This is a genomic window from Candidatus Pyrohabitans sp. (assembly GCF_054014795.1).
This window is the reverse complement of record NZ_JBPMGE010000080.1, coordinates 1-11,856: the sequence shown is the minus strand read 5'-3', so window position 1 is coordinate 11,856 and position 11,856 is coordinate 1. Positions and strand designations below refer to the sequence as shown.

Below are 11,856 nucleotides of genomic sequence, written 5' to 3'. Positions count from 1 at the left end.
AGAATTGGGGCCGCTCGCCTTTAGCGGAGATGAGAGAGTGCTCCCTTTGCTGGTTGGTCTTGGAAAAATAGGAGATGGACCCGCCGGGATTCGAACCCGGGGCCGCTCGCATGCCAAGCGAGCACTCTACCAGCTGAGCTACGGGCCCAAAATTAACATTTCCTCAGAGAGGCAGAAGCCTTAGCATGTTTAAGGATTTATGAAACTGGGACAAGAGGAAGAACTATTTCTGGGTGTCGAGGTAAACAGGTAAGCGGAGCTGCTCATACTTGGCTATCTCCACCGGATACCTGCCGGTGAGGCAGCCCAGGCACAGTTCATCCTCATCCAGGCCAATAGCCTTGATAAGGTCTTCGACACGCGTGTACTTCAGCGAGTCTGCGCCAATGGCAGCGCGTATCTCCTCAACGCTCCGCGAGCTTGCAATAAGCTCCTCATGGGTGGGCATATCTATGCCCAGTTTGCACGGCGACTTTATGGGCGGGCACCCCACGCGCATGTGCACCTCCTTTGCGCCGGCATCCTTGAGCAGGGAGATTATCCTGCGCGATGTGGTGCCGCGAACTATGCTGTCATCGAAGAGCACCACGCGTTTGCCTGCTATCTCCCTTGCCATGGGGTTGAGCTTAAGCTTCACCGCCAGCTCTCTTGCCTGCTGGCTGGGCAGAATAAATGTCCTGCCCACATAGCGGTTGCGTATCAAACCTTCACGGTAGGGCACCGCCTTGGCGCGGGAATAGCCCAGAGCGAAGGGAATTGCAGAATCAGGTATTGGCGTCACCAGGTCTGCCTCAACGTCATCGCGTTCCGCCATAAGCATACCTATCCTCTCCCTCACCTCATAGACGGGTATGCGGTTGAGCACCGAGTCGGGGCGGGAGAAATAAACATACTCAAACATGCAGTACGCCTTGCGGGGCAGCTTATAGGGACGGTGGCTCTTTGTACCCCTATCGGATATTACAAAAATCTCACCCGGCTTAATATCGCGCTCAAACCTTGCATTTATCACGTCGAGGGCGACAGTTTCAGAGGCAAATATGTAGCCTCTGTCGTGTATCTTTCCCAGGGAGAGGGGGCGAATCCCCAGGGGGTCACGCACCGCTATAAGTGCGTCGTCGGTGAGTATCGCCAGCGAATATGAACCCACAAGCTTCTTCATAACCTCGGCTATCGCCTCAACCATGTCCTCGCTCTTGAGGTACTCCCTCACTATCAGGTGGGCAATAACCTCAGTATCGGTGGTGGAGACAAATGCCTGCCCGCTCGCCTTGAGCTTCTTCCTCAGCTCCTCAGCGTTTACTATGTTGCCGTTGTGGGCGATGGCTATTGTACCCCTGGAGTGCCTCACCACAAAGGGCTGGGCATTTATAGGCTCAGACTCGCCTGTCGTAGAGTAGCGTACATGTCCCATCCCCACGTTACCCTCGAGCTTATCCAGTCTGGGAAGATTGAAAACCTCATTTACCAGCCCCATCCCCTTCTCTGATATAAATTCGCTGTCAGTGCGCATGGTTATGCCACACGACTCCTGCCCCCTGTGCTGAAGCGCCAGAAGAGCATAGAATATAGAATATGAAACCTTCGCGTCATTGGCGGAATATATTCCCACCACGCCGCACTTATCGCGTAGCAAGCCGGGAACCTCTCTCCTTAGACATTCTTAAATAGGCAAAAAATCACTAATAAAGGTTACGTCATTAAACCAGGCGGACGCCATTAACTTTCTTGTTCTGCCATGAATATCTCTTTATTCTGCGGCTCCTTCCAAAGCCGCACGCAGCACAGCGCCGCTTCTTGATATGGTAGGCGTTCCTCCCGCACCTGCGGCAGCGTATGTGGAGACGCTTGTTCCTCTTGCCCATTGAAGGCGTACCCTTGCTCATTCATAACACCTCTTCAAGGTTAATGTTGCACCTTGTTAGAAACCTTACCGTCTAAAACTTTTGTGTAAGAGGTCTAATATGCTGAGCAGCCGTGAGATAGGGATGGCAGAGAGGTGGATTCGCTCACTTAAGGGTAGCGTTAGCCTGGTGCTCCTCAGAGGTAAGAATGAAAGCCTTGAGAGGGAGCTTGAAGAATTTGCACTGAAGCTCGCCTCCCTGAGTGATAAGATAAAGCTGGAGGTGGAGGAGAACCCCGACAATGCGCCTGCGCTGATAATTGAGAACGCGAGCAGAAGGGCTGTGGTGTATCGCATGGTGCCCAGAGGAAAAGGACTCAAGCCCTTCCTTGAGGCCCTGAAGGCGGCGGCCGACCCGGGCATGCCCGCAGGGAAGGCGAAGCTCACAACCCCGGGGCGCGAGGTGGTGCTTTTAATATTCACAACAGAGCTCTGCCCTCACTGTGCAAAGGTGGTGAGGTGCGCCCATATGCTTGCGCTTGAGACCCCATGGCTGAGGAGTGTTGTTGTGGATGCGCTTTCAGAGAAGAGCCTGCGGGAGGAGTATGAGGTCACCTCCACGCCAACAGTGGTTGTGGATGATAAACTCAAGCTCGAGGGCGGGGTTTCCTGCAGTGAAATCCTGGCCGCTGTGGAGATGGTGGTGGATGAGCAAAGGCGCAGGGATGTTGTGAGGCACATGCTGGAAAATGGACTGGCCGAAAAAGCCGGAGAGTGGGCAGCCGAAGAGGAGGAAGTGGCAGAAATCCTCATTGATATGGTCGCTGATTCCAGTCTCAGGGTTAGAATAGGCGCAATGGTGGCGCTTGAGGAGCTCTTCAGAGCCAAACCCGGGATGCTCCCAAAGCTGATGCCGGCGATGGAGAGGCTTCTCAGCCACAGAGAAGCGAACATTCGCGGCGATGCAGAGTACCTGCTTGAGAGGGCAAAAAAGTTTATCTGAGGCAAGGCTCTTTCTTTTCTCATGGAGATAATCTTCTTGGGCTCCGGAGGCGGGCGGTGGACCACGCTCACCCAGAAGCTGCGCACCGGCGGGATAAGGCTGCACTCTGAGGATAGGCGGGTACACGTCGACCCGGGACCTGGGGCGATAGTCAACCTGGCCCTCGCGGGGATAAGCCCTCTCAAGACAGATGCGGTTTTTGTGACCCACTCCCATCCCGACCACTACAACGACGCCGAGATTATGGTGGAGGCGATGACGCGGGGTATGCGCACCACGCGGGGGGTCTTCGCGGGCAGCAGGAGTGCCGTTAAGGGCGTGAAGGACATAGGGCCTGTGCTCTCGGGGTATCACGCAGGGAAGGTGGCCAGGCTTGTGACCCTTGAGCCGGGAAGAGCGCTGAACATAGATGGACTCCGGGTTAAAGCGCTGCCAACCAGGCACAGCGACCCCACCAACGTGGGGTTGAGATTTACCTTTGACGAAGGCGTGGTGGCGTACACCAGCGATACGGAGTACTTTCCGGGGCTGGCAGACAGCTATGCCGACGCCCGCGTGCTGATAATAAATGTGATTCGCCCCGCTAACCGGCGAATTCCCTGGCATCTCTGCGTAGAAGATGTTATAAAAATTCTGCACGAGGTAAAGCCTGAATTAGCCATATTGAACCACTTCGGCATGACGATGATTGGTATAACTGAGAGAGAAGCCAGGCGCGTGGCCAGAGAAACCGGCATAAGGACCATAGCTGCAAAGGATTTTATGCGTATTGTGGTTGAGGATAGCATAGAGGTTATCCGAGAGGTGCGTTGATGCTTCCAAGGAATTACAACCCCAAGGAGATTGAGCCCAAATGGCAGCAGAAGTGGGAGGAGCTGGGCGTTTACCGCTTCGACGTCAAGAGCGATAAGCCTATCTATTCCATAGACACCCCGCCACCGACGGTGAGCGGGCAGATGCATCTTGGGCACGCTTTCTCCTACTCGCAGATGGACTTCATCGCCCGGTTTAGGCGTATGCAGGGCTACAACCTGTTTTACCCCTTTGGCACCGATGACAACGGCTTGCCTACTGAGCGCCTGGTGGAGAAGCTGAACAACGTCAAAGCCAGGGATATGAAGAGGGACGATTTTGTCAACCTCTGCCTGACCACGCTGGAGAAGATTAGACCTGAATTTGTCGCCGACTGGAAGCGCATAGGGATAAGTGTTGACTGGACGCTCAACTACTCAACCATAGACGAGCACTGTCGCAGAATTTCACAGCGCTCCTTTATTGAGCTTTACCGCATGGGCAGGGAATACCGCAAGAGGACGCCCTTCATCTGGTGCCCTAACTGTGAAACAGCAATTGCACAGGTGGAGCTGGAGGATCGCGAAGTTGAGAGCAGCTTCAACGACATAATCTTCAGGCTTGAGGATGGGGGAGAGGTGGTAATTGGAACCACCCGCCCCGAGCTGCTTCCCGCCTGCGTGGCTATATTCGCCCATCCGGAGGACAACCGCTATAAAGAGCTCTTTGGAAAACGCGCCCAGGTGCCCTTATTCGGACAGCTGGTGGAGATAAGGCCAGACCCGCGCGTCGACCCCGAGAAGGGCACAGGTATAGTGATGTGCTGCACCTTTGGAGATATGCAGGACATAGAGTGGTACATGGAGCACAACCTTCCGCTGAAGGTTGCGATAACCAAGGACGGGCGGATGACCAGACTGGCAGGGAAGTACAAAGGTTTGTCTGTGAAAGAGGCCCGGGAGAGGATTATCGAGGAGCTGAGAAATGAGGGGCTACTTGTAAGGTCGCGGAAGATTACCCACGTGGTGAATGTGCACGAGCGCTGCGGCACCGAGATAGAAATTCTCAACACCAAGCAGTGGTTCATCCGCTACCTCGACATGAAGGAGGCACTGAGAGATGCGGGAAGGCGAATACGCTGGCATCCGGAGCACATGCGCTCCCGCTATGAGAACTGGATCGCTGGTTTGCGCTGGGACTGGTGCATCTCGCGCCAGCGCTACTTCGGCGTCCCCTTCCCTGTGTGGTACTGCAAGGCTTGCGGAGAGATTATCCTGGCGAGGGAGGAGGATTTGCCGGTTGACCCGCTGATAGACCCCCCACCAGCACCGTGTCCGAGCTGTGGGAGTGAAGAGTATGTGCCCGAGCGCGATGTTCTCGACACCTGGGCAACGAGCTCGCTTACCCCTATCCTCGCAGCAGAGCTGGTGGAAGACGAAAAGGTGCGGAGTAAGCTCTACCCCATGTCCCTGCGTCCGCAGGCGCACGACATAATCACCTTCTGGCTCTTCAACACAGTGGTTAAGGGTCTGCTCCACAGGGGCGAGATTCCCTGGTACAATGCCATGATAAGCGGCTGGGCCCTCGACCCACAGGGGAAAAAGATGAGCAAGAGTAAGGGTAATGTAATAGAGCCCCAGTATGTGCTCCAGAAGTACAGCGCCGATGCTCTTCGCCTGTGGGCAGCGGAGAGCAAGCTGGGCGAGGACCTGCCCTTCAAGGAGAAGGACCTGGTAACTGCGCAGCGCTTTCTGAATAAGCTCTGGAATGCGTCGCGCTTCACCCTTGCGCACTTGCAGGACTACCACGGCGAGAGGCCGGACAAACTTAACCTCATCGATGCATGGATACTCTCAAAGGCCCACCGCCTGGTGGAGAAGTGCACCTCCTACTTTGAGGAGTACCGCTACTCCAAGGCAAAGAAGGCTGTGGTCAACTTCTTCCTCTCGCAGTTCTGCGACAACTACCTGGAGATGGTCAAGGCGAGGCTGTACAACCCTGAGAAGTATGGCGAGGCTGCGAGGAGAAGTGCCCAGTATGCGCTGTACAAGGTGCTCCTGCTTGCGCTTAAGCTTCTTGCCCCCTTTGCGCCGCACATCACCGAGGAGATATACCAGAGTTACTACGCCTCGCGGGAGCCTCAGAGGAGTATACATGTGGACACCTGGCCAAAGCCGCGCCGCGACCTGATACACCCCGCTCTGGAGAAGGAGGCGAGCTACGTCGTCACCCTGGTGGCGGCAGTGCGCCGCTTTAAGGCAGAGCGCGGCATGGCGCTGAATGCCCCGCTCAAGGCACTCACCATAAGCGCCCCTGCACCCATTGCCGAGGCGCTGAAGCGGGGCGTCGATACGATAGAGGGCACCCTTCAGGTCGAGAAGATAGAGATAACCTCCGAGCTCCTCCAGGCTAAAGAGCGCATCCTCGAACTTGTGCCCAACTTCGCCACCCTCGGGCCCGAATTCAAGGGCGATGCCGGCAGGGTCGCAGCCTACATGCGCACCAGCGCCGAGATTGTGGTAGAAGATATTGCAGAGAGGGGCATACACCGCTTCAGCCTGGACGGAAAGAGCTACGAGCTGCGAAGGGAGCACATCAAGGAGGTCAGGAAGGAGATCTCCCTTGCCGGGGCAAGGGTTGAGAGCGTGACTATACCTGAGCTTCCAGATGTGGTTGTGCTCGCCGAGATTTAGGGCACCCTGAACCTCTGCCTCACATTTTCTATGCTCTCGCCGCGCACAGAGATGCGCTTCTCTGCATATTCCCCAAAGCCGTAGTAGCCCGCCTTAACTATGTGCTCCACGTGTATGGGATTTATGCCCATTATTCTGCAGGCCACTGTATCCAGGGCCACAGGGTCCTGACTGGCAAGGGTGAGCCCCATCCGCTTGGGCGTGCCCTTCAGCGGCCCCTCCCCCTCGAGGGCTATGCCGGCGTCCAGAATGGTGAGGTCAGGAGAACGAATCATCAGCACGTCGCATATCGCCTCTGAGATTTTCGGGTAGTATATCTCCCTCCTCCGCGGGACTATTCTGAACATGTTTGCCAGGCCAAGACTTACCACAAGCATGCTGTGGGTCTTCATCTTGGGCACATTGATTACAACATCTGCCTTGAGCACAGTTCGCGGTGTGGGGAAGGGGTTCTCCAGGGCGAGGTAATCCCGCTCGACGGGTATCAAAATATCCCGGGAGAGATTAACCCACCTTGCGCCATAAAACTCGCACAGGTCCTTAATCCCCAGAGTCTCTGCTGCTCCGTCTGCACCTCCAGAGTAACCATCACTCTCCACAACGTAGATCTCCTCTGCCAGACCCTCATAGAGCCTGAAAAGCTGCTCAAGGATTCTGGGGTCGGTGGTAACCCCGGTATACCACGGTCTATCGCAGCACAGATGGGGCTTTATCACCAGGGTCTCGCATTCACCCGGTTCAAAGCCGATATACTCCAGAGCCTGTTTAACATTCGGCTTGGAATCCCTCACCACACTCACAGCGGGCATTCTAAATTTAATTAAATTTACCCCATATTTATAGCTTGGCTCAGTCTTCGCCTTCCCCGTACTTCTCCCTTACCTCCCTCACCACAAAAAGAAGCCTTCTACCCTTTTTTGTAAGAGAGTAGTACACAGGGCGGTATTTCTCGGAGGAGACCTCTCTGTTGATGAGGCCATGTGCCTCAAGACTTTTGAGCCTCCTCGCAGTAGTGGAGGGATTCCCTATAATCTTCTCAAGCTCCTTGTACTTTCTCTTCTTCCCTTCAAGACTATCCAGGAGCCTGATTACACCCTTCTTTCCCAGGAGTCTGAAGATTTCCTCGCTCACCATCTATGTGAAATAAATTTCAGATATATAACCAATTGCTATTAACGTTGAAAGTAACCCCTCATAGTAGAAAGGTTTATATGGCACCACAGCGAGTTATCTGCAATGAAAAAGGGGGAGAGGTTCGCTGAAAGGTGGCTGGAGATTGAGCTGCGCAGGCAGGTTCTCGTTGAAGAGGTTGAGCGCCTCCTTGGGAAGCAGCGCAGGCAGCGATAGAAAGGCGACTTCGACGAATTATTTAAATATTTCCTGCACAACTAAACTTGAGGTGATTGTTGTGACCAGGATATACTACGACAGGGACGTTGAGCTGGAGGTTTTGAAGGGGGAGACCATTGCAGTTATAGGTTATGGGATTCAGGGCTCTGCTCAGGCCCAGAACTTCCGCGACTCAGGTTTGGAGGTTGTGCTCGGCCTGCGTAAAGATGGCGCTTCCTGGAAGCGCGCCTCCCGCGAGGGGTTTGAGGTTCTGCCAATAGATGAGGCCGCCAGGCGGGGGACGGTTGTGCACATGCTCATACCCGATGAGACTCAACCTGAGGTTTACAGGAAGTATGTGCATGAGAACCTCCAGGAGGGCAACGCCCTGTGCTTCTCCCACGGCTTCAATATCCGCTTCTCGCAGATTGTGCCCCCCGCAGATGTGGATGTTATAATGATGGCACCCAAGGGTCCGGGTGCGATGGTGAGGCGGGAGTATGAACACGGCTCCGGGGTGCCTGCGCTCATAGCTGTGGAGCAGGACTACACCGGCAGGGCAAAGGAGCGTGCCCTTGCCCTCGCCAAGGCAAACGGCGCAACCCGTGTGGGTGTGCTTGAGACCACCTTCGCTGAGGAGACAGAGACGGACCTGTTTGGAGAGCAGGTTGACCTGTGCGGAGGTAGTGCCGAGCTGATTAAAGCCGCCTTCGAGACGCTTGTGGAAGCAGGCTACCAGCCGGAGGTGGCGTACTTCGAATGTCTGCATGAGCTGAAGCTCATAGTTGACCTCTACTACCGCGAGGGTATCGAGGGTATGTGGCGCCGCGTTTCCAACACCGCAGAGTACGGCGGGCGCACCCGCGGAAGGCGAATAATAGGCCCCGAGGTGAAGCAGGAGATGGTCAAGGTCCTGCGGGAGATTCAGAGCGGTGAGTTTGCCAGGGAGTGGATTCTGGAGAATCGAGCAGGCTTACCTGTGCTCAACAGCCTCCGCGCAAAGGATGAGGAGCATCCCATAGAGGAAGTGGGACGGAGGCTCAGGGAGATGATGAAGCTCTGAGGATGTTCACAGAGATTCAGGAGGGAAGCACGAGGCTGCGCGTACCTGAGCGGAGCCTCGTCTCACCCCAGGAGGTAAAGAAGAGCCTCCCCCCTGTTTTTTTTAACCCCAGAATGAAGCTCAACAGGGACATAACCTGCGCTGTGGTTAGAGCACTTCTCGCCAGGGGTGAGAGCATTGACTTCCTCGACCTGCTTGCCGCCACAGGGGCGAAAGGGCTCAGGGTGGCCAGAGAGGCGAAGGCGAGGGTGCACCTCAACGATGTCAGCGAGAGCGCTGTGGCGCTGATAAAGGAGAATGCGGCGCTGAACAAGCTCAGCGTGGGCGTTTCGCAAAGTGAGGCAAACCTTTTCCTTGTGTCCCATCGCAGGGACTTCAACTTCATAGACATCGACCCCTTCGGCACGCCAGTGCCCTTCCTCCACAACGCTGTGTTTGCGCTTCCCTCCCATGGCTACCTTGCAGTTACCGCCACAGACACAGCGCCGCTGTGCGGTGTTTATCCGAAGGCGTGCCTCAGAAAATACTCCTCCCTCCCCCTCAGGGGAGAGCTGTGCAAGGAGGTGGGGCTCCGCATACTCATTTCAGCAATTGCACGCGAGGCTGCAAGGCTGCGGCGGGGCATGCGTGTTATCCTCGCCCATGCCACAGACCACTACTTCCGCGCCATGGTTGAGCTTCGCTCAGGCAGAAGGCGTGCGGATGAAACCCTCGCCAGGCTTGGCTACCTCCATTACTGCACCGCATGCGGCAGGCGGGAGGTTGAGCTTTCACCTTTGCCTTCGCAGAGAAGCTGCAGATGCGGCGAGAGCAACGCCATCGCGGGACCCCTCTGGCTGGGGGAGCTCAGGGACACCGCCCTCGCAGAGAAGGTAAAGGAGGAGGCGGCATACCTAGATGACAGGCGAACGCTCAAGGTGCTCAGCACAATAGTTGAAGAACTCGATGTGCCCTTCTTCTACGACATCCACCGCCTGGCAAAACGCCTTTCGCTGCACGAATTGCCCAGGATGGAAAAGATTATCACAGAACTCCAGCGCAGGGGTCACAGGGCCACGCGAACCCACATAGCTGCCACGGGGATTAAAACCAGCGCAGGTTATGAGGAGCTCCTGGACGTTTTAAAAGTGCTTATTGAGGGGTAAAAGGATTATAAAAATTTGTATATGTTAATTCCCTGGAAGAAGATACAACTCCTGCAATAGATTATAAGTTTCTGCAAATAAGAAGTAGAAACGCTACTTGGTTCAATGGGGAGGGAGGCTAAATAGCTCCACATTAGAAATTCCGGTGGATGTGATGTCGAAAAAGCAAGACCAAGTCGATGAATTGTTTGATCTTCTTACTCTTTCTGCGAAGAGGCGGAGGCTTCTTCTCCTATTACTCGGGGGACCGAAAACCATAGGAGAGATTAAAAATTCCCTCAAAGTTACCTCCACGGGAATGCTTCCACAGATTAGGAAGATGGAAAAGAGAAACCTAGTTTGCCAGAAAGACAAAAAGTACGCTTTGACAGCGATTGGGGAGGTAATAGCAGGGCATTTCCATCCTCTGGTTAAGACGATAGAGGTAATAGGGAGGCACATGGAATTCTGGGAGACCCACGAGGTTGAGGCGGTCCCGATGCACTTGCTAAGAAGAATAAGGGACCTTGGAAGTTACAAAATAGTTGAAAGTGGTGTAGAAGAAATTTATTTGCCTCATAAGGAGTTCTTGGAGAATCTCATGAAATCACTTACGGTTAGAGGGGTAACACCGATTTTCCATCCAATTTATCCCGACTTTTTTCTCCGACTTATCGAGGAGGGTGTTGAAGTATCGCTGATTTTGACGGGGAAGGTGTATGATAAACTCAGAAAGGAATATCCCGACACGCTTAAAAAAGCAATGAGCTTCGAGAACGCGAGGTTCTTCGTTTGTAATGAGGATATTAGACTTGCATTTGTATCAACCGATAGATTCTTTTCCCTCTCTCTTTTCTTCAAGGGTGGAGCCTTCGATTCTCATAAAGATTTAATAAGCTATGATAGGTCCGCCATAAAATGGGGCGAAGAACTTTTTAATTACTATAAAAATAGGTCTACAGAGTTGAATGACGTATAAGGGTCCTTAGACCAACCGCAATGGTGGATTCTCCGTCCACCAGTAGCTCAAGGAAGTACTTTTTTATTTTTCTGCCTTTCAAAAACCTGGCGTAAAAGGAAGTGCATATTCCCCCCGCAAATAAGCTATAAAGCAGTATTATAGGCTCAAATCTAATTAACTGCAATAGCATAGCCAGTAATATACTCAAGTGCATTATGAGGTGCAGTCCCTGGAGAATTGCTTTTGTTTTCTTTTCACCTATGCAAAGGGGAAGGGTCTTGATACCTGCCCTAGCATCGCCCCTCATATCTTTAAAGTCGTATATCACCGAGTTTATGAAGACCTTAACGGCGAAGAACGCGAAGACGATGAATATGGAGAAGGTATCCTCTGTCCATTTTCCTGCTATGGCGGCTATGGTTCCTCCCCATGTCAGGGCTACGACGATGTTCTTGCTCCCAGCTCCTCCTTTGAGTTTTATATGGAAGCCGCCCAGTTTCAACCCCTTGCTATAGAGGTAGCCAATCACGCCGGGTATGAAAGGGGCGAAATACATTTCCTCTTTTGCCAAGATGAGGCTTCCCGCGAGAAAGGTGTGGAGGCATATGAGGAGTGGGAGCTTCTTTCTCGAACCAACGAGTTCCCTCCGGTTAATCCTGTCCTCCTCGCATTCCAGGGCGCGGTCCAGGGTGTAGGTCGCATACACCAGGAGACCAAAAGCCAGGTAAATCCTTGCCTCAGCCCCTGCGCCCAAGAAGAGAAGGGCTATGTAGAGCCTGAAAGCCCCTGAGACAGCAACAGGGACTGATGTACTTAGAAGCCTCAGTGTAGGTGCGTGGAAGCTCACACATATTAAAAATTCTGCAACCAATTAATATTTTAAACGCTTTGAAATTTTTAATGCCTCTAAAATTTTCAATGGCTTTAAAATTTCACGACCGTTTCAAATAAATACCCGAACTCCAGAATAAAGTTAACCCGGCGTCCGGGCTTCTGCCAGACAAGCAACCAGCCGGACGCCGAGGCCCCATAGGAAGAGGCGTTACTC

General features: G+C 53.7%; 11 protein-coding genes and 1 tRNA gene. 6 read left to right on the top strand and 6 right to left on the bottom strand.

The annotated features are described in order from the left end of the window. Positions 1-75: 75 nt before the first annotated feature. The 3 genes from ACXJJW_RS08345 to ACXJJW_RS08335 form a co-directional block, all read right to left on the bottom strand. Positions 76-148 (bottom strand) — tRNA-Ala (locus ACXJJW_RS08345). Positions 149-223: 75 nt separating this feature from the next. Beyond that, positions 224-1,636: an amidophosphoribosyltransferase gene (purF, locus tag ACXJJW_RS08340; protein WP_456475282.1), complete on the bottom strand. Its 1,413-nt coding sequence runs from the start codon at positions 1,634-1,636 to the stop codon at positions 224-226. 64 nt (positions 1,637-1,700) lie between these two features. Continuing rightward, positions 1,701-1,886, bottom strand: coding sequence for a 50S ribosomal protein L37e (locus ACXJJW_RS08335; protein WP_456475281.1), 186 nt, complete (start codon positions 1,884-1,886; stop codon positions 1,701-1,703). 78 nt (positions 1,887-1,964) lie between these two features. Here ACXJJW_RS08335 and ACXJJW_RS08330 point away from each other — a divergent pair, with 78 nt between their 5' ends. From ACXJJW_RS08330 to ACXJJW_RS08320, 3 genes are read left to right on the top strand one after another with little or no spacing between them, the layout of a single operon-like run. Further along, positions 1,965-2,846, top strand: a complete 882-nt coding sequence (locus ACXJJW_RS08330) for a thioredoxin family protein (RefSeq protein ID WP_456475280.1) — start codon at positions 1,965-1,967, stop codon at positions 2,844-2,846. Positions 2,847-2,867: 21 nt separating this feature from the next. Next, positions 2,868-3,659, top strand: a complete 792-nt coding sequence (locus ACXJJW_RS08325) for an MBL fold metallo-hydrolase (protein ID WP_456475279.1) — start codon at positions 2,868-2,870, stop codon at positions 3,657-3,659. Next, positions 3,659-6,331, top strand: coding sequence for a valine--tRNA ligase (locus tag ACXJJW_RS08320; protein WP_456475278.1), 2,673 nt, complete (start codon positions 3,659-3,661; stop codon positions 6,329-6,331). Before ACXJJW_RS08325 ends, ACXJJW_RS08320 begins: the two co-directional genes overlap by 1 nt. Here ACXJJW_RS08320 and ACXJJW_RS08315 read toward each other — a convergent pair. Together ACXJJW_RS08315 and ACXJJW_RS08310 are read right to left on the bottom strand one after the other, a co-directional pair. Beyond that, the gene (locus tag ACXJJW_RS08315) at positions 6,328-7,140 is read right to left on the bottom strand and encodes a DUF362 domain-containing protein (protein ID WP_456475277.1); all 813 of its coding nucleotides are present in this window, start codon (positions 7,138-7,140) and stop codon (positions 6,328-6,330) included. The genes ACXJJW_RS08320 and ACXJJW_RS08315 overlap by 4 nt on opposite strands. 40 nt (positions 7,141-7,180) lie before the next feature. Then, positions 7,181-7,465, bottom strand: a complete 285-nt coding sequence (locus tag ACXJJW_RS08310) for a winged helix-turn-helix transcriptional regulator (RefSeq protein ID WP_456475276.1) — start codon at positions 7,463-7,465, stop codon at positions 7,181-7,183. Between the two features lie 274 nt (positions 7,466-7,739). Between ACXJJW_RS08310 and ilvC the strand changes: the two genes are divergently transcribed. The 3 genes from ilvC to ACXJJW_RS08295 all read left to right on the top strand — a co-directional run bounded on the left by ilvC (position 7,740) and on the right by ACXJJW_RS08295 (position 10,826). Next, entirely contained in the window at positions 7,740-8,723 is a 984-nt protein-coding gene (ilvC, locus tag ACXJJW_RS08305; RefSeq protein ID WP_456475283.1) for a ketol-acid reductoisomerase, read from the top strand. A 2-nt stretch (positions 8,724-8,725) separates the two neighbouring features. Further along, complete coding sequence (locus tag ACXJJW_RS08300; protein ID WP_456475275.1) at positions 8,726-9,868, top strand: tRNA (guanine(10)-N(2))-dimethyltransferase; 1,143 nt, start codon at positions 8,726-8,728, stop codon at positions 9,866-9,868. A gap of 154 nt (positions 9,869-10,022) precedes the next feature. Further along, entirely contained in the window at positions 10,023-10,826 is an 804-nt protein-coding gene (locus ACXJJW_RS08295) for a helix-turn-helix transcriptional regulator (protein ID WP_456475274.1), read from the top strand. On the opposite strand, the gene ACXJJW_RS08290 is transcribed toward ACXJJW_RS08295, so the two are convergent. Next, entirely contained in the window at positions 10,804-11,655 is an 852-nt protein-coding gene (locus ACXJJW_RS08290) for a UbiA family prenyltransferase (protein WP_456475273.1), read from the bottom strand. The genes ACXJJW_RS08295 and ACXJJW_RS08290 overlap by 23 nt on opposite strands. Between the last annotated feature and the right edge of the window lie 201 nt (positions 11,656-11,856).

Bases quoted from the DNA above. Each gene is read 5' to 3' on its own strand.
- ACXJJW_RS08325 (WP_456475279.1), top strand. From the start codon at position 2,868: ATGGAGATAATCTTCTTGGGCTCCGGAGGCGGGCGGTGGACCACGCTC.
- ACXJJW_RS08330 (WP_456475280.1), top strand. From the start codon at position 1,965: ATGCTGAGCAGCCGTGAGATAGGGATGGCAGAGAGGTGGATTCGCTCA.
- ACXJJW_RS08315 (WP_456475277.1), bottom strand. From the start codon at position 7,140: ATGCCCGCTGTGAGTGTGGTGAGGGATTCCAAGCCGAATGTTAAACAG.
- ACXJJW_RS08300 (WP_456475275.1), top strand. From the start codon at position 8,726: ATGTTCACAGAGATTCAGGAGGGAAGCACGAGGCTGCGCGTACCTGAG.
- ACXJJW_RS08320 (WP_456475278.1), top strand. From the start codon at position 3,659: ATGCTTCCAAGGAATTACAACCCCAAGGAGATTGAGCCCAAATGGCAG.
- ACXJJW_RS08310 (WP_456475276.1), bottom strand. From the start codon at position 7,465: ATGGTGAGCGAGGAAATCTTCAGACTCCTGGGAAAGAAGGGTGTAATC.
- ACXJJW_RS08335 (WP_456475281.1), bottom strand. From the start codon at position 1,886: ATGAGCAAGGGTACGCCTTCAATGGGCAAGAGGAACAAGCGTCTCCAC.
- ACXJJW_RS08295 (WP_456475274.1), top strand. From the start codon at position 10,023: ATGTCGAAAAAGCAAGACCAAGTCGATGAATTGTTTGATCTTCTTACT.